General features: G+C 62.7%; 12 protein-coding genes. 7 read left to right on the forward strand and 5 right to left on the reverse strand.

Going from position 1 to position 17,519, the window contains the following annotated elements; translation table 11 throughout:
* Positions 1-221 precede the first annotated feature (221 nt).
* A complete protein-coding gene (locus CU669_RS17335; protein WP_112146860.1) occupies positions 222-1,610 on the forward strand; it encodes a M23 family metallopeptidase in 1,389 nt (462 codons plus the stop codon).
* 85 nt (positions 1,611-1,695) lie between these two features.
* Here CU669_RS17335 and CU669_RS17340 read toward each other — a convergent pair whose 3' ends face one another.
* Positions 1,696-3,270 carry a hypothetical protein gene (locus tag CU669_RS17340; protein ID WP_112146861.1) on the reverse strand — a complete coding sequence of 525 codons (1,575 nt, stop codon included), beginning with the start codon at positions 3,268-3,270 and terminating at the stop codon, positions 1,696-1,698.
* Between the two features lie 555 nt (positions 3,271-3,825).
* On the opposite strand from CU669_RS17340, the gene CU669_RS17345 reads away from it, so the two are divergent.
* Positions 3,826-4,263: a bacteriohemerythrin gene (locus tag CU669_RS17345; protein WP_112146862.1), complete on the forward strand. Its 438-nt coding sequence runs from the start codon at positions 3,826-3,828 to the stop codon at positions 4,261-4,263.
* Between the two features lie 19 nt (positions 4,264-4,282).
* Here the strand turns inward: CU669_RS17345 and clpB are convergent, their stop codons facing one another.
* On the reverse strand, positions 4,283-6,874 hold the full coding sequence (clpB, locus tag CU669_RS17350; RefSeq protein WP_112146863.1) for an ATP-dependent chaperone ClpB: 2,592 nt from the start codon (positions 6,872-6,874) through the stop codon (positions 4,283-4,285).
* A gap of 270 nt (positions 6,875-7,144) precedes the next feature.
* On the opposite strand from clpB, the gene CU669_RS17355 reads away from it, so the two are divergent.
* Positions 7,145-7,855: a Crp/Fnr family transcriptional regulator gene (locus CU669_RS17355; RefSeq protein ID WP_112146864.1), complete on the forward strand. Its 711-nt coding sequence runs from the start codon at positions 7,145-7,147 to the stop codon at positions 7,853-7,855.
* On the opposite strand, the gene CU669_RS17360 is transcribed toward CU669_RS17355, so the two are convergent.
* Both CU669_RS17360 and CU669_RS17365 read right to left on the reverse strand, forming a co-directional pair.
* Complete coding sequence (locus CU669_RS17360; RefSeq protein ID WP_239988762.1) at positions 7,846-9,921, reverse strand: ATP-binding protein; 2,076 nt, start codon at positions 9,919-9,921, stop codon at positions 7,846-7,848. The genes CU669_RS17355 and CU669_RS17360 overlap by 10 nt on opposite strands.
* Before the next feature lie 183 nt (positions 9,922-10,104).
* Positions 10,105-11,319, reverse strand: coding sequence for an argininosuccinate synthase (locus tag CU669_RS17365; RefSeq protein ID WP_112146866.1), 1,215 nt, complete (start codon positions 11,317-11,319; stop codon positions 10,105-10,107).
* Between the two features lie 135 nt (positions 11,320-11,454).
* Between CU669_RS17365 and CU669_RS22070 the strand changes: the two genes are divergently transcribed.
* A complete protein-coding gene (locus CU669_RS22070) occupies positions 11,455-12,057 on the forward strand; it encodes a hypothetical protein (protein ID WP_112146867.1) in 603 nt (200 codons plus the stop codon).
* Between the two features lie 2 nt (positions 12,058-12,059).
* On the opposite strand, the gene rlmN is transcribed toward CU669_RS22070, so the two are convergent.
* Positions 12,060-13,187: a 23S rRNA (adenine(2503)-C(2))-methyltransferase RlmN gene (gene rlmN / locus CU669_RS17375; RefSeq protein WP_112146868.1), complete on the reverse strand. Its 1,128-nt coding sequence runs from the start codon at positions 13,185-13,187 to the stop codon at positions 12,060-12,062.
* 108 nt (positions 13,188-13,295) lie between these two features.
* On the opposite strand from rlmN, the gene CU669_RS17380 reads away from it, so the two are divergent.
* The 3 genes from CU669_RS17380 (at position 13,296) to CU669_RS17390 (ending at position 17,508) form a co-directional block, all read left to right on the forward strand.
* On the forward strand, positions 13,296-14,198 hold the full coding sequence (locus CU669_RS17380) for a sulfite exporter TauE/SafE family protein (protein ID WP_112146869.1): 903 nt from the start codon (positions 13,296-13,298) through the stop codon (positions 14,196-14,198).
* A 48-nt stretch (positions 14,199-14,246) separates the two neighbouring features.
* Positions 14,247-16,724: a sensor histidine kinase gene (locus tag CU669_RS17385; protein WP_112146870.1), complete on the forward strand. Its 2,478-nt coding sequence runs from the start codon at positions 14,247-14,249 to the stop codon at positions 16,722-16,724.
* Between the two features lie 61 nt (positions 16,725-16,785).
* Positions 16,786-17,508 (forward strand): response regulator transcription factor, encoded by a 723-nt coding sequence (locus CU669_RS17390; protein ID WP_112146871.1) that lies wholly within the window; start codon positions 16,786-16,788, stop codon positions 17,506-17,508.
* Positions 17,509-17,519: the final 11 nt, after the last annotated feature.

Raw genomic sequence — 17,519 nt, forward strand, 5'->3', positions numbered from 1 at the left:
CCTCACCACCGCATTTCCTTGCGAAAACGCCGCAGCGAGGCGCGGGTTGTAGTCCCTTCCATACATACCGTCAAGCCCTTCCGCGTCATATTTCCTTCGCAATCGCAAAAAGGTTTCGGACTCCATGGACAAACCGCCTTGATCGGGCAATTTGAGTTGCGCCCCTGGGGGCCCGGCTGCCATAACCGCCCCTGGACACAAGCGCGGGACGAGCGAGAGCATTGGCCGGACACGTCACAGCCAAACTGAAGCGCAGCCTGAAAGCCCTGGCCCTGGTCATCCTGGTCGGCGCGGCCGGTCTATTCGCCGCCCGGCCCTTCGTGCCGAGCTTTTCCCCCTTTGGCGATGAAGAGCCGCTGCACGCCCCGTCCTCCCTCTATATGGATCTGGATAACGAGGGGAAGATTCACGCCACCGCCGAACTGTCCGACAGCGAGATCGAGGACCGTGCCCGCCGCCCGGTTGATTACCTGGTCCGGGTCGGCTCTGGCGACAAGCTGAGCGACCTGCTTGGCCGGGCAGGCGTGGTGGGCCCCGACGCGGTCCAGGCCATCGACGCCCTGATCAGCATCTTCGATCCGCGCAACCTCAAGGCCGGGCAGAAGGTCACCGTCACCTTCGCCCCCGCCCCCCATGGTTTCGGCGAGGGCGAATTTCAGCAGATCAGTCTGGCCGCCGATCCGGTGCGCGACGTCTTTGCCCGACGCGACGAGGCGAGCGGACGCTTCAAGCCCCATCAGGACGTCCGCCCCGTCACCAAGCAGGTGGCCCATTATTCCGGGTCCATCAAGTCCAGCCTGTACGAGAGCGCGTCGTCGGCGGGCGTGCCCGCCCAGGTGATCATCAATATGATCAAGGCGCTGAGCTACGACGTCGATTTCCAGCGCGATATCCAGAGCGGCGACACCTTCGAAGTCATGTTCGAGGGCTGGTACGACACCAAGGGGAAGTTGGTCCGCAACGGCGAATTGCTCTATGCCGGTCTCGACCTGTCGGGCGCCGAGATTCAGCTTTATCGCTACGACGACGGCCACGGCAACAACGACTTCTTCAATGCCAAGGGCGAAAGCGCCAAGAAGGCCCTGCTGAAGACCCCGGTGGATGGCGCCAAGATCACCTCGGGGTTCGGCATGCGCAACCACCCCATCCTGGGCTATTCCAAGATGCACAAGGGCATCGATTTCGGCGTGCCGCCCGGCACCCCCATCCAGGCCGCCGGAGATGGCAGCGTGGAAATGGCCGGCCCCAACGGCGCCTATGGCAATTACGTGCGCATCCGCCACGGCAGCGGTTTCGCCACCGCCTATGCCCATATGAGCCGCGTCGCGCCCGGCGTTCACACCGGCCGCCGGGTCATGCAGGGCCAGATCATCGGCTTCGTCGGCTCCACCGGCCGTTCCACCGGACCGCATCTTCACTACGAGGTGCTGCAGGGCAATACCCAGGTCAATCCCATGAGCATCAAGGTTCCCACCGGCGTTAAACTGGCGGGCAAGGACTTGGAGCGCTTCCAGGCCCACAAGCGGCAGTCGGACCTGATCATGGCGCAGATTCCCTCGGCCACCCATGTGGCGTCCAATGCCGTGGGGAAGCTGGGCGGCCGGAATTGATACTGCTCGCTCCGAGAATAGCGCCCCATCTGGAGCGCGGGCGTCTCGCCCGTCTGTCGGTCATATCAACCGACGCGCGGCACGACTAAGCCTTCCGATTTGCCTTGGACGGCAATTCTGGGTGACTGAGATCGCACATGACGCCCGGCCCGTTGATGAGGGAGAATCCCGCCTCCACCAGCTTGGCGATCAGCGGCCGCCGCCGCACGCCCCAGACATAGGTGGCGACCTTGGCCTTCTTGGCCTCCAGCCGAAAGACCTCCAGCCGGGCGAACAGGTCATCGTCTCCCACTCGCTCGTCATCGGCCAGTTCGGCAAGATCCACCCCCACCGCCCGCAGATGCGACAAGGCCGGAATCATATCCACCGCCGTCAGCGGAAGTCGCGCCATGACATCGCAGCCGATCTTCTCCAAGGGCTCGAAGACCCGGCGCAAGACATGAGCCGGGATTCCCGGGGTCAGGCCGAACACTTCGATCTTCAGGAATTTTCGGCGGGCTTCCACCGGGCAATCCTCGAACGGAATGCGGATGACATCGCGCCATTTCGGCGACAGGGACATCCAGTTGACCGGCAGGGTCAGGCCGATCTTCTGCCGGGAATAAAACAGACTTTTCAACTCGCGCGCCGTCTGGGTGACGGTAAAGCGATCGAGGGTCAGCGCCTCGATGGGTTGGAGGCCGTCATAGGCATGCACGCCTTCAAGGGTCGGCGTATTGTCCTTGTCCGAACGGATGACCCGAGCATGAAAGGCGCCGATGGCGCGGCGGCCGGTCACCCAGGTGGGGGTCCAGACCAAGGTCAAGGCGGTGTCCGGCGTCAATGCCGATCCTCCCCTCCCTTCAATGCGCATGACCTGCTCGGGGGCTTTTTCCTTGCGCTCCTTGCTCATGTCGAGCACTCGACGCTCGGCGTCGGCCCCTCGCTTGGCCGTCGAGGACGGCGAAGCGCGTTCCTCCGTTATCAACCAATCGGGCTCGGCCATTTTGGCGCGTTCACCGCCTGAAATAGCATAGCCCTTCTTTTTCTCGCGCGCCGCTTCCGCCTCCATTCGGGCGGCGTCCTCGGGCGTCATCAGGGACGACAACTGGGCCCGATAGGGCGCAGCCATGCCACCCGCCGCCCCCATGGCCGCCAATCCCTCGGCCAGCGCCGCCCCCGCCCTGGCCAGGGCGTGGTCGATGGCCTCGCGGTCCATTTCGCCGCCGTCGGTCAAGGCATCATCCAGGGGAAGATTGGCGGCCAGCACCTGCGGCCGCCGACCGTCGATCACCGCGTCGCCGAATAAGTGGGCGGATATATCGCGGGCGATGGCGGCAACCATGGTTCGGGTTTCCGAACGCGATGCATTGGGAAGCGCCAGGCAGGCAATCTCTGCGTCCAGACGGGTAAAGATATCCTTTTCCGCGTTCACATGGCGGCGGATGATGGATTCAACGGCCACTTCCACCAGACCGCCGAGCCGCTCCCATTTGGCTCCCACGGCGCTACGGAAATCCGATAGGGAAAACACATGCAGATGCGGCTGCGGCAGGATGTCGCCGTCCCTGATCTCAACCAGCTCGCCTGCGAATGCATCCACGTTGAGGAAGCCCGTCCGCTTGGCCTTGGGCAGGGGCGGCCGAACATGGCCGGACCGTCTGCCATCGGCGGCGGACACCTCATGCGATAACCCCAAGCGACGGCGAATACTTTCCCACAGTTGGCCAACACGCATATGGCCTACTCCATCCTCCCGAACCCACCACGGAGCATACTCCACTTCGTTATATGGGCACGTGTCTCCCTGTTTTCAGGGGGAGGAACACAAATGACCCGTCTTAGCGGAGCCAAAGCAATACGAAAGCATATAGCATCCATTGACGGCCATGTACGAATGGATCTTATACATAAGGCATGAACGCATCCGCCATTACGGCCTATGGAGCGGGATTGCCAATGTCATAAAACCGCAACATCACAAGCGCGAACCGCCCGACACCTTCGGACCAGTCAACACGACCAAGCCACAACATATTGTTATAACATGTTTTTATCTAGGCACGGCGCCATTCGACCGTCTCGATCGTCAAATCAAGCCATCACAATGCGATGCAATGGCACCCTTCATTTCACTATTTCGTTACTTTGTGCATTTTTGCATTTATTGACTTTGACGGATGTTTTCTGAGAGGCTTATGGACGGTCGAACGCACAGAATGGTGCCGAGGGAATCATGAAGCTCGAATGGTCTCCATCCTTCGCAATCGGACATAAGTCCATCGATGACGACCATCGGCGGCTGTTCGAATTCGTCAACGAGTTCGTCTCCACCCAGAATTTGGATTCCGCCCGCCAGACGGTCATACGCCTGCATGACTACGCCAAGGGACATTTCGGCCGCGAGGAGGCCATCCTGGCGGCGGCGGGGGCGCCCGACCTGCCCTCCCACCGCAAGGAGCACGAGAAGCTGGCCAGCGCCATCCACTCGCTGCTGCTGTCCCATCTGGTGCCGGATAAGGCGCCGTCGGAAAAGGACGTCATCCAAAAAGTGGCCGCCTTATTGGAAAACTGGATTTTTCATCATGTCCTGGTCAACGACATGAAGCAGAAGGCCACCGTCAAGCAATTGACCGAACGCATCAATTCGTCGCGGAAGCAGGCGGCGGGGTAAGGCCCCCACCGCCCTCCCCTCAGACCTCGGCTCCGACCGAGCGGCCGTTGATCATCAGTCCGCCCTCGGCGGCGGTGACCTTGACGGTGTCGCCGTCCTTGACGCCGCCCTCCAGGATTTGACTGGCCAGCGGGTTCTGAAGGGTGCGTTGGATCACCCGCTTGAGCGGCCGCGCCCCGTAGACCGGATCATAGCCCTTCTCGCCCAGCCACAAGGTCGCCCGCTCGTCCAGGTCCAGGGTCACCTTGCGGTCGGCCAGCAGCTTGCGCAGGCGCGCCAGTTGGATCTGGACGATACCGGCCATGTCGCCGCGTCCCAGGCGGTGGAACAGCAGTACCTCGTCCAGCCGGTTGAGGAATTCCGGTCGGAAGGAGGCGCGCACCACCTCCATCACCTCGGCGCGCACCGCGCCGGAATCCTGGCCCTCGTCCTGGTTGGCGAGGATCTCGGAGCCCAGGTTGGAGGTCAGCACGATCAAGGTGTTGCGGAAGTCCACGGTGCGGCCCTGTCCGTCGGTCAGGCGGCCGTCATCGAGCACTTGCAGCAGCACGTTGAAGACATCCGGGTGGGCCTTTTCCACCTCGTCGAACAGCACAACCTGATAGGGGCGGCGACGGACGGCCTCGGTCAGGGCGCCGCCTTCCTCGTAGCCCACATAGCCGGGCGGCGCCCCGATCAGCCGGGCGACCGAGTGCTTTTCCATGTATTCGCTCATGTCCATGCGGACCATGGCGGTCTCGTCGTCGAACAGGAATTCCGCCAGGGCCTTGGTCAGCTCGGTCTTGCCGACGCCGGTGGGGCCGAGGAACAGGAACGAGCCGATGGGCCGGTTGGGGTCTTGCAACCCTGCGCGGGCGCGGCGCACCGCGTTGGACACCGCCACCAGCGCTTCTTGCTGCCCCACCACGCGGGCGCGCAGGCGGGTTTCCATGTCCAGCAGCTTCTCGCGTTCACCGGCCAGCATCTTTTCCACCGGAATGCCGGTCCAGCGCGAGACCACCGAGGCGATATGCTCCTCGGTCACCGATTCGGTCAGCATGCGCTTGCCCTCATCGGCACCGCCCTCGATCTGTTTTTCCAGTTGGGGAATGACGCCGAACTTCAACTCGCCCGCCCGCGCCCAATTGGCTGCGCGTTCGGCATTGGCCAGTTCGATGCGGGCTTCCTCCAACTGCTCCTTGACCTTGGTCGACGAGGCGAGGCTGTTCTTCTCGGCCCGCCAGCGCTCCGACATGTCGAAGCTTTCGCGCTCCAACTGGGTCAGTTCCACTTCCAGCTTGCCGAGACGATCGCGCGAGGCTTGGTCGTTCTCCTTCTTCAGCGCCTCGCGCTCGATCTTGAGCTGGATGATGCGGCGGTCCAACTCGTCCAGCGCTTCGGGCTTGGAATCGATCTGCATGCGCAGGCGCGAGCCCGCCTCGTCCACCAGATCGATGGCCTTGTCGGGCAGGAAGCGGTCGGTGATGTAGCGGTTGGACAGGGTCGCCGCCGCCACCAGGGCGCCATCGGCGATGCGCACGCCGTGGTGCAGTTCGTACTTCTCCTTCAGGCCGCGCAGGATGGAGATGGTGTCCTCCACCCCCGGTTCGGAAACGAAGACCGGCTGGAAGCGCCGCGCCAGGGCGGCGTCCTTTTCCACATGCTTGCGGTATTCGTTCAGCGTGGTGGCGCCGATGCAGTGCAACTCGCCGCGCGCCAGGGCGGGCTTCAGCAGGTTGGAGGCGTCCATGGAGCCTTCCGCCGCTCCGGCGCCGATCAGGGTGTGCATCTCATCGATGAACAGGATCACCTCGCCGCTGGCGGTGGTCACCTCGGTCAGCACCGCCTTCAGGCGCTCCTCGAACTCGCCCCTGAATTTGGCCCCGGCCACCAGGGCGCCGAGGTCGAGCACCATCAGCCGCTTGTTCTTCAGGGTCTCCGGCACGTCGCCGTTGACGATGCGGTTGGCGAGGCCTTCCACGATGGCGGTCTTGCCGACGCCGGGCTCGCCGATCAGCACCGGATTGTTCTTGGTGCGGCGGCTCAACACCTGGATGGTGCGGCGGATTTCCTCGTCACGGCCGATCACCGGATCCAGCTTGCCGCCCCGGGCCGCCTGGGTCAGGTCGCGGGCGTATTTCTTGAGAGCATCATAGCTGTCCTCGGCCGAGGACGAGGTCGCCTTGCGACCCTTGCGGACCTCCTCGATGGCGTGATTGAGCCCCTGGGGCGTCACCCCGGCCTCTTGCAGCGCCTTGGCCGAGGGCGTGCCGGTGGCCAGGGTCAGCGCCAGCAGCAGGCGCTCGGCGGTAACGAAGGAATCGCCCGCCTTGTCGGCCATCTGTTGCGCCTGGTCGAACAGCCGCGCCAGTTCCGGCGTCAGATGGACACCACCGGCACCGGGGCCTTCCACCTTGGGCAATTTGTCCAGGGCGGCTTCCACCGCTTTCAGCGCCTTGGCCGGATCACCGCCCGCGGCCTTGATCAGATTGGCGGCGAGGCCTTCCTTGTCGGCCAGCAGAACCTGCGCCAGATGTTCCGGCGTCAGGCGTTGGTGACCATTGCGCAAGGCCATGGTCTGCGCCGATTGGATAAAGCCTTTGCAGCGCTCGGTAAATTTCTCGAAATCCATTTTGCCCTCGATCTTGAGCGGCGGGAAAGCGGCGCCACCATGGCCGCCGCCCTCCCCGTCTGAGTGTTGCAGATTGATATGGCGTAAATTCCCAAACCCGCAAGCGGCACGCGACGGAGGAAATCAAGGGGATACGAGAGACCTATGTATCCGCCACCTTTGAATTGGGTAGATTCCGCCGCTGAGCTCATTTTTCGGCTTCGGCTGAATTTCGCTGGTCCTGGTCAGGTTAAGGCTTGGCCATACCTGCAAATGAAAGAGATCCGAGCGATGGCCAGTTCACGTCAATGCTGCGATTGCGATGCGTGGGAATCCGGGCGGCGCCAGCCCATGCGCGACACAATCGGCGCCCGCTGCCCGTTTCCCGCGCTCGCCACCCGATTCTCGCTGCCACGCGGGCAGAACATCTTCCATCAGGGCGACGCGGTGGCGGGACTTTACAGTCTTGCCAGTGGAATGGTGGCGCAGGAAAGGGTGGATGCCGACGGCTGTCTCACCATCTTGCGGATCTTGCAGCCCGGGGCGCTGTTTCCCTGCTCTGGCCTGCTGGGAGATGGACCGCACGAGACCGCTGCCCGCGCCCTGACCGATATAAGCGGGTGCTTCGTTCCCATGGAGCGCCTGATACCTGCCTTGCGCGACGATCCCGACATCACGCTGGCCTTGCTGCGCATGAGCGCGGCCGAACTTCGCGAAGACGAGCAAATGATCTTCCGGCTGTGCAGTTCCGACCTGCCCCAGCGCGTGCTGGGGGCGCTGATGACCTGGGCCGACGAGATGGGAGCCCCCCAGGACAATGGCGACATCACCGTCACCCTGCCGGTTTCCTGGCGCGACGTGGCGGCCATGGTGGGAACCGGCCCGGAAGTGATTTCCCGCCTGCTGCGGCGGCTGTCCAAAGCCGGTCACATTTCCTTCCAAGGCCGGAAGGTCACCCTGCACCCCGCCGCCACCAAGCGGACGACTCCGACCTATTGCTGAGGGGCGTGTGCGTTGACGGCGGGAAGGACGACGCTGAAGGCCGAGCCCTCGCCGGGAACCGACTCGATGGCGATGCGACCGCCGTGATGCTCCACCACCTTCTTGCAGATGGCGAGACCGATGCCGGTCCCTTCATATTCGCCCCGTCGGTGCAGGCGCTGGAAAATCAGGAAGATGCGGTCGAAGAACTGCGGATCGATGCCGATTCCGTTATCGGCGACCTTGATCTCCCAGCCGCCGTCGGCCGGTGCGACGGAAAGACGGATGACGGGCGGGCGCTCGGGATCGCGATACTTGACCGCATTGCCGATCAAATTCTGAAACAGCCGCGACAATTCGTCGCCATCGCCCCAGACCGAGGGCAATGGGTCCGGCGGCAGGATGATTTCCGCCCTCGCCTCGTCGATCTTGACCGACAGCGCCCTGACGGCGCGATCGAAAACCTTGCCCAAGGGTATGGCCGACATGGGTTTGGTGATGCGGCCGATGCGGGAGTATTCCAGCAGATCGAGAACCAACCGATCCATGCGCTTGGCCCCATCGCGGGCAAAGCCGATGAATTCCAGCGCTTCCTCGCCCAATTGACTGCCGTAGCGGCGCTGAAGCAGGTCCACATAGGAACTGACCATGCGCAACGGCTCGCGCAGGTCGTGGGACGCCACATAGGCGAACTGCTCCAATTCCGTATTGGACCTGATCAGCTCCTCCGCCTTGGCCTTCAGGTCCAGTTCCGCCGTCTTGCGTTGGGTGATGTCCTTGATGGTTCCGACCAGCCGACAAGGCTTGCCGCTGTCGTCGCATTCGATCTTGCCCAGTCCCGCCACCCAGCGACAGGCGCCGTCACTGCGCCGCAGGATCGGATATTCCTGATCGAAGTCATGTTCTCCGTTCAAGATTCCATTCAGGTATTCGGCCATCCTCCATCGGGCGCCGGGCTCGACGAGACTGAGCCAGCCCATGGCGGTCCGCTGGAATGACTGATCGATGCCGAATATGTCGTCCAGGATGGCCGAGCTTTCCCAATGATCATTCGTGAAGTCGAAGATGTAATAGCCGAGCCTCGCCACCTGTTGGGCCTGGAGCAGATTGGCCTCGCTGACCTTGAGACGGGCCAGAGTCTCGCTCTCGGCGTGATAGCGGCGCAGCAGCAAGACAAACAGAGTGGTCAGCCCGATGATGCCGAAGGCGACGATGGAGACCATCCGGACGCTCTGCTGCCGCCACGGCGCCATGATCCTGTCGAGCGGAATGGCCGCCAGCACCACGAGATCATAGTGCTTCAGCCGCCGGAAACTGGTGATCCGCTCCACCCCGTCCAGGGGCGAAACCGTGACATTGGAGGCGAAGACCTTGCCCTCGGCCATGGCGGGAAAGACAGTCCGGTTGTCCACCTTGGAGCCCACCGCACCTTCGCGGAATGGATGACGGACCAGTATGGTGCCGTCGCCGCGCTGCACATTGACGACTCCGCGATCACCGACCCCCAGCGTCTCGAAAAGTTCCACCACGGTCCGGGGGTCCACATTGGCCGCGATCACGCCGGCGAAGCGGCCATCGGCATAATCGAGCCGTCGGGCCAGGATCAGGGTCTGGCGTTCCAGGATCATCCCCACGACCGGTTCGGTGACATAGGCCTGATCCGTGGGCGTTGCCCGCAGCGCCTGGAAATACTGCCTGTTCTCGATGGTCTTGTCGGGGGCGGGAAAGACGCCCGCATGCATGCGGAACCGGCCGCTTTGGTCGGCCATGAACAAACTGGGGATGGTGTGCTGGGCGCGCCCGAGATCGCGCAGCAACTGCCAACCGTCGTAATCGGCCGCCAGCCGGTTCCAATCGTGGTCACGGGTGAACAGCGGCGTCGCGACTTTGACGGCGGCATCGGCGCTGTCGTAAAGGTGTTCGATATGCTCGGCCGCCAGATCGGCCATGGATTGGACGCGAAGCCGGGCCTGCTCCATGCCCTCGGCGAGATCCCTGGCAACCGTGGCCCGGACCCAGCCCGCCACCAGGATGACGACGCCCCCCCAGATCCACAGTGGCCACCATCGGCGAAGGCCGTCTGTCATGATGCCCCGATGCATTGACATGGAATCCCCGCAAGGCCGGTGACGCAGGGCGTCTTTGGCCCAATTCCCTAACCGATAGTATAAGTATCCCCGTGCCGCCGCAAACCTGTATTTTATTGGACCTGAAATACGAAAAGGCCCCGCCGGGACGGGGCCTTTCCTTTTTTCCATATGGCCGCCTGCCTAGCCGCGGGCCATCTTGGCCAGTCGCATGCGCAGGGCGTTCAGCTTGATGAAGCCCTGGGCGTCGCGCTGGTCATAGACGCTGTCCGCCTCGAAGGTGACGTAGTCGAGACGATAGAGCGAACGCGGCGACTTGCGTCCCACCACCGAGGCCACACCCTTGTAGAGCTTGAGCCGCACGGTGCCGGTGACATTCTCGCTGACCTTATCGATCATGGTCTGGATGGCGATGCGTTCCGGGCTGAACCAGAAGCCGTTATAGATCAGCTCGGCATAGCGCGGCATCAATTCGTCCTTCAGATGCCCCTCGCCACGATCAAGCGTCAGGCTCTCCATGGCGCGGTGCGCCACGATCAGGACAGAACCGCCCGGGGTCTCGTAGACGCCGCGGCTCTTCATGCCCACGAAGCGGTTCTCCACCAGGTCGAGGCGGCCGATGCCGTTGGCGCCGCCCAATTGGTTAAGCTTGGTCAACAGAGTGGCTGGGCTCATGCGCACGCCGTCGATGGCCACCGCGTCGCCCTTCTCGAACTCGATTTCCACATAGGTGGGCTGATCCGGCGCCTTTTCCGGGCTGACCGAACGGGTATACATATCCTCGTTGGGCTCGACCCACGGGTCTTCCAGCGCCTTGCCCTCATAGGAGATGTGCAGCAGGTTGGCGTCGGTGGAATAAGGCGCCTCGCCGCGCTTATCCTTGGCGATGGGAATCTGGTGCTTCTCGGCGAAGTCCAGCAGCGCGGTGCGCGAGTTCAGATTCCACAGCCGCCAGGGGGCGATGACCTTGATGTCGGGCTTAAGCGCGTAATAGCCCATCTCGAAGCGGACCTGATCGTTGCCCTTGCCGGTGGCCCCGTGGGACACCGCGTCGGCGCCGACCAGATTGGCGATCTCGATCTGGCGCTTGGAGATCAGCGGCCGGGCGATGGAGGTGCCCAGCAGATAGACGCCTTCATACAGCGCGTTGGCGCGGAACATGGGGAAGACGAAGTCGCGGACGAATTCCTCGCGCAGGTCGTCGATGAAGATGTTCTCGTCCTTGATGCCCATCATCTGGGCTTTCTTGCGGGCGGGCTCCAGCTCCTCTCCCTGGCCGAGATCGGCGGTGAAGGTCACCACCTCGCACTGATATTGGTCTTGCAGCCAGCGCAGGATGATGGAGGTGTCGAGACCGCCGGAATAGGCCAGAACGACCTTCTTGACTTCGCCCTTCATGGCAGACGCCTTTCCGAGATGGGGAGAATTTGGCGGCGCAGTATAGGCATTGCCGCGCCGGGAGCAAGCATGACTCTTCCCTCTTTCGCGCAAGGCCGGACCGAGTCACTCTGTCCTATCCGGGAGAGAGGCCATATGAACGAAGATCAGTCCCATCTGAAGGAGGCCGCCGCCAGGGCCGAACGCCTGTTCGAGGTCACAGGCGCCAAGGGCGGCGCGGAGCCCCCGGCGCGCGATCTGGAAGAACGGGTCGAAGAGGTCCGGCGCGGCTTGTCCTATTGGCTGTGGCGGCTGTCCGGGCGCCCGGCCGCCAAGCCGGAAGCTTCCTTGGGCGGCAGCGGCGCCATGGCCCGCATGGCCCGGACGGTCGACAACTACGCCCAGGATCTGGAAAGAGCGCGCGAACACATCGCAACCCTGGAAGCGCGACTTGCCGAGAAGGATCGCGGCGCCGAACTGGTCGCCGCCGCCGAGACCCGGGCCAGGGAGGCGGCAGGGCGCGCCGCCGAGGCCGAGCACGCGCTGGCGCTGGCCAATTCCCGCATCGAAATCCAAAAGGACGCCCTGGAGATCACCAAGGCGGCCGCCAAATCCGGCACCGTCGCCGACACCAAGTTCCGCGAGGCCAAGCGCGCCTTTGCCCGCATGTACCATCCCGACAGCGGAACGGACCCGGCCAGACAGCGGCTGTTTTCCGAATTCTGGCCAGTGCTGGAGCGGATCGAGCGGGAGAACTGAGGCTAGCCGCCGTGATGCTCGTCCTCGATCCCGGCCGCCGCCCGTGCCTTGGCGCGCCCAGCCTTCTCGCGCAGGCTTTCCGAGCGTAGCTGGCCGCAGGCGGCCAGGATGTCGCGGCCCCTGGGCATGCGGATGGGGGCGGAATAGCCGTTGTCCTGCAAGATGTCGGAGAAGGCCTTGACCGTCTTCATGTCCGAGGTCTCGAACTCCGAGCCGGGCCAGGGATTGAACGGAATCAGGTTGAACTTGGCGGGCAAGCCCTTGATCAGCTTCAGCAGGGCGCGGGCGTCGGCCGCCGAATCGTTGACGCCCTTCAGCATGATGTATTCGAAGGTGATGCGCCGGGCATTGGAGGCGCCGGGATAATCGCGGCAGGCCTGGATCAAGTCCTTGAGCGGATACTTCTTGTTGATGGGCATAATGCGGTCGCGGATCTCGTCGGTGACCGCGTGCAGCGAGATGGCGAGATTGACGCCGAGGCGCGCGCCGCATTCCTTCATCATGGGCACCACCCCGGAGGTGGACAGGGTGATGCGGCGCTTGGAAATGCCGATGCCCTCGCCGTCCATGAGGATTTCCAGGGCGGTGGCGACGTTCTCGAAATTATAGAGCGGCTCGCCCATGCCCATGACCACGATGTTGGACAACATGCGCTTGGAATCATCCGGCGTCGGCCATTCGCCATAGGCGTCGCGGCCGGCCATGAACTGGCCGATGATCTCGGCGGCGGTCAGGTTGCGCACCAGTAGCTGGGTGCCGGTATGGCAAAACTTGCAGGTCAGCGTGCAGCCCACCTGGGTGGAAATACAGACGGAGCCCCGGTCTTCGTCCAGATCCGGGATGAAGACGGTTTCCGCCTCGTTGCCGTCGTCGAACTTCAGCAGCCACTTGCGGGTGCCGTCCGCCGACAGCATCTCGCGCTCGGTCTTGGGGCGGCGCACTTGGAAATGCTCGGCCAGCTTGGCCTGCATCACCTTGGAAATGGAGGACATGGCGGCAAAATCGGTTTCGCCGCGATTATACATCCAATGCCAAAGCTGCTTGGCGCGGAACGGCTTTTCGCCGATAGCCTCCATCTCGGCGGCAAGCTGCGCCCGAGACAGGCCGATCAAATTGGTTTTGGTATCCATGACGCAGACAGATAAGGTCGCGGCGGCAAAGAAGCAATGGTTTGCTCCGCCACAATCTCGACACAATCGGCGCCCAGGGTACGGCACCGTCCCAACGGAGGCCCCGCCATGAGCATCTATCTTCCCATAGCCGAGCAATCGGTCGAGATTTGGGAGCTGGTCGGCATCGGCGGCGGGATCGGTGTTCTGTCGGGCATCTTCGGCGTCGGCGGCGGCTTCTTGCTGACCCCGCTGCTGATCCTGCTGGGCATTCCCCCGGCGGTGGCGGTGGCGTCCGGCGCCAATCAGGTGATGGGCTCGTCGGTATCGGGCGTCTTCGCCCATTGGCGACGGCGCAATGTGGACATCAAGATGTCCATCTTCCTGCTGATCGGCGGCTTCGCGGGCTCCGGGGCCGGAGTCTGGCTGTTCGCCCTGCTGAAAAAACTGGGCCAAATCGATCTCGTCATCAGCCTCAGCTATGTAGGCGTGCTGGGCAGCGTCGGCCTGATGATGCTGATCGAGACCCTGTCATCCATCCATGGCAGCAATTCCGGCAAGGTGATGGGAAAGCTGCACCCGCACCATTCCTGGCACGGCCTGCCCTTGCGGCTGCGCTTTCCGCGCTCCGGCCTCTATATCAGCGCCATGCTGCCCATCGGGGTCGGCGTCATCGGCGGCGTTCTCGCCGCCGTCATGGGAGTCGGCGGCGGCTTCATCCTGGTGCCGCTGATGATCTATGTGCTGGGCATGCCGACGGCCGTGGTGGTGGGAACCTCGCTGTTCCAGATGATCTTCGTCACCGCCAATGTCACCTTGCTGCAAGCCATCACCACCCATACCGTCGATGTCCCGCTGGCCATGATCCTGCTGGCGGGCGGCGCGGTGGGCGCCCAGGTCGGGGCGCGGTTGGGCGGAAACCTGCCCGCGGAACGACTCCGCCTGTTGTTGGCGCTGATCGTGCTGTTGGTCTGCGGCCAGATGGCTCTTGGCCTTTTCCTGCCTCCGACCGAGACCTATTCCCTGGGCTGACCCTTCCGACATTGCACGGAACCCATCTTCGGTGTAGCGGTAGGTGGCGTGCTGGACTTTGTGGATGGGAAGATGATCCGGCCTTGCCGCCGCCCGAAAGGCGTGATGATCGCCTGCGCCGTTGCCCTGGCATGCTTGCTGGCGTCATTGCCGAGTCGGGCGTCACCGCTTGTCCTGACCAATGGAGTCGAGAGGATCGACCTGGGCGGCCATTGGGATGTCCTGCGCGACGAGACCGGCTCTCTGACCATCGACGACATGGCGCGGCCCGAGGTCGCCGCGGGCTTCAAGCCGTTGGCGGGGAATCTTCTCGCCGGGTTTGATCGCTCGGCGTTCTGGCTGCGTTTCACGGTCTCGCGCGATCCGGCGTCTCGACGGCTATGGCTGCTGGAAGTGGACATGCCCTATCTCGACCATGTCGCCTTGTTCAGTCCCGATAACCAGGGCGGATACACGACGATCCTGACCGGCGACCATACCCCGTTCTCCACGAGGCCGGTGCCCTACCGCGATTTTGTCTTCAGGCTGGACATAACGCCCCAGCCCCGGACCCACTATCTGCGCGTCGAGACCGTCGGCAACGCGGCGGTCGACGCCCGATTGTGGTCCAGCGACGGATTCGCCGTGGCGGCGACCACGGATTCTTTGTTGCTGGGCATTGTTAATGGCGCCACAATCATAATTACACTCATGGCGTTATTTCAATACACCTTGAGCAAGGATCGACTATACCTGTACTTCTGTGCCTATGCGTTGCTTTCACAATTAATGCACATGTCCATCAGTGGGTATGTCTCACAATTTATCTTCAGAGACAGCCCTCTTCTCTCTGATGCGTTTAGCGAATTCATAAGCTGCACATGCCTAAGCCTTGGCGCCATTTTCTCAGCCAGGGCCGTCGACGTAAAACACTCGTTTCCACGTCTGTACAAAATATACCTCGGCACCGCAGTCGCCGCCGCGCTCGCAACAGCCGATGCAGCATTACCCACAAACATATCCATAACCATACCGCTATTGGCTTGCGCGGAATTAATCAGCATTGTGACGACATTTATTGCGGCGACCATGTATTACGATGGAGTAAATGCATCGAAATATTATGCGGCGGCGTTCTTCGTGAGCGCTATTTCCATTTCGATCGTCATCCTCGACGTCCTCGGGATAAAGACCGCCATTCCGCCAAGCAGCCTGATGCCGCAGGCCTTGGCGGTGCCCCATGTGTTGCTGTTGGCCTTGGGTCTGTTTCAGCGTTCGGCGGGCATCGGCGCCACCCGCCTCGAGACGGTTCGCCGCAACGAACGCGAATTGGAGCGCCGGGTCGCCCAACGCACGGCGGAGCTGGCGGAGACGAATACCGCCCTGGCCGCGGAGGTGGTGGTGCGTCGGACCGCCGAGGACCGCCTGCGGGCAAGTGAAGGGCAAGTTCGCGCCATTCTCGATGCGGCGCCATTCCCCATGATGGTGGCCAGCTATCCGGAAGGCCGCTTCATGTTCATCAACCAGCCAGCCTCGGAATTGCTGAACATCGCCCCTGAAATGGCCGGTGATCATCTGACCAAGGACTATTACGCCGACCCCGAGGAACGGCGGCATTTCCTGTGGAAGCTTCGCGAGACGGGGTGCGTGCTGGGCGCCGAGTTGCAGATCCGCCGCAACCCCGACGAGACACGCTGGGTCTTGTTGTCCGCCGTGCGCTTTACCTATTTCAATCAGGATGCCGTCCTTGTCTGCATGAACGACATTTCCACCCGCAAGCGATTGGAAGAATCGCTGCGGCTGGCCAGTCTGCGCTCTGAAGCAGCGCTGGAAGCAGGCAACCAATCCATGCGCGAACAGCGCAATTTCTTGTCCATGGTCTCCCACGAATTTCGCGTGCCGCTTGCCATCATCGAGGCCTCGTCCCAGTTGATGGGGATTTACGGCAGAGGCAATGCGGACGCCGAGGATGAAGTCGCCAAGATTGGGCGCGCCGTGCGGCGCATGGCCGATCTGATCGATGTCTGCCTCGCCGATGACCGCCTCGACTCCACCACCATGTCCCTGCGGATCGCCGAGTTCGACCTTGCCAGGGTGCTGACGGAGATGTGCGACGACAAACGCCGATTCGCGGGCAACCGCCCTCTGTCCATCAGCGTGGGGAATCCCGCCACCTTGGAGGCGGACGCGACCTTGCTGCGCGTCGCTTTTTCCAACCTGGTGGACAATGCCCTGAAATTCTCGCCGCCCAACACTCCGGTGGATATTCGCGTCGCGGGCGATTCCGAGGGGATCATGGTCAGCGTCTCCGACAAGGGACCGGGCATTTCGCTGGAAGACCAGCCGAGAGTCTTCGAGAAGTTCTTTCGATCAACCAAGGCCGATCGCATTCGCGGCGCCGGCCTCGGACTATTCATCGTGCGAAGGGTCATCGATCTTCACGGCGGCAGCATCGCCATCGACAGTCTACCGGGGCGCGGCGCGACCTTTGTCGTGTGGCTGCCCGTCAAACCACCAAATCTCAATGCAACAAATACGACACCTTGATTATTCTCCACTGCTTTATGCTAAGGTCATATCGCGCAACGAACTCTTATAATGGTCACTCATGATCAACATTATCGTCGTCGAGGATGATCCCGACCTTTGCGGGTCCATCGTCAGATACCTGACCCTGGTCGGAATGAATGTGAAGCGGGCCGGTTCCGGTGTGGAACTGGACACCCTGCTGGCGACCATGACCCCCGACCTGTTGGTTCTCGATGTCAATCTGCCGGGCGAGGACGGGTTCTCCATCGCCGCCCGCCTGCGCTCCAGTTCCAAGATGGGCATCGTCATGCTGACCGCCCGCAGCCAGTTGGACGACCGCGTCTTGGGTCTGACCGCCGGTGCCGACGCCTATCTGGTCAAGCCGGTGCAGTTCCGTGAACTGGAAGCGGTGATCCACAGCCTGACGCGACGCTTGCGCGACGCCCAACAGGAAGACAAGACCGAGCCCCGCGAGGAAGGCCATCATGTGTGGAGCTTCGATAGCGCCACATGGTCGCTGATCACGCCCAACGGCCATTCGGTGTCCTTGACCAACGCCGAATACCGGGTTCTGCAAACCCTGACCACCGATCCCGGCGCCTCGGTCACCCGAGAAGAAATCGCCGCCTCGCTGGGCAAGACGGTGGGCGGTTACGACGACCGCAGTATCGATGCGGTGATGGCGCGGCTGCGCCGCAAGGTCAATGCCGCCGCCGGAGAGAATTTGCCCATCCGCGCCGTTCGATCCGTGGGATATGTATTCGCGGCGCAAGTGGAATTCCGCGCCCGCGCCGACGCCTGACCCCTTCACGA

Source organism: Paramagnetospirillum kuznetsovii, assembly GCF_003284725.1.
GTDB lineage: Bacteria > Pseudomonadota > Alphaproteobacteria > Rhodospirillales > Magnetospirillaceae > Phaeospirillum > Phaeospirillum kuznetsovii.

Excerpts from the sequence above, each read along its gene's own strand:
- CU669_RS17345 (WP_112146862.1), top strand. The coding sequence starts at position 3,826 with ATGAAGCTCGAATGGTCTCCATCCTTCGCAATCGGACATAAGTCCATC.
- clpB (WP_112146863.1), bottom strand. The coding sequence starts at position 6,874 with ATGGATTTCGAGAAATTTACCGAGCGCTGCAAAGGCTTTATCCAATCG.
- CU669_RS17355 (WP_112146864.1), top strand. The coding sequence starts at position 7,145 with ATGGCCAGTTCACGTCAATGCTGCGATTGCGATGCGTGGGAATCCGGG.
- CU669_RS17360 (WP_239988762.1), bottom strand. The coding sequence starts at position 9,921 with ATGACAGACGGCCTTCGCCGATGGTGGCCACTGTGGATCTGGGGGGGC.
- CU669_RS17365 (WP_112146866.1), bottom strand. The coding sequence starts at position 11,319 with ATGAAGGGCGAAGTCAAGAAGGTCGTTCTGGCCTATTCCGGCGGTCTC.
- CU669_RS22070 (WP_112146867.1), top strand. The coding sequence starts at position 11,455 with ATGAACGAAGATCAGTCCCATCTGAAGGAGGCCGCCGCCAGGGCCGAA.
- rlmN (WP_112146868.1), bottom strand. The coding sequence starts at position 13,187 with ATGGATACCAAAACCAATTTGATCGGCCTGTCTCGGGCGCAGCTTGCC.
- CU669_RS17380 (WP_112146869.1), top strand. The coding sequence starts at position 13,296 with ATGAGCATCTATCTTCCCATAGCCGAGCAATCGGTCGAGATTTGGGAG.
- CU669_RS17390 (WP_112146871.1), top strand. The coding sequence starts at position 16,786 with ATGATCAACATTATCGTCGTCGAGGATGATCCCGACCTTTGCGGGTCC.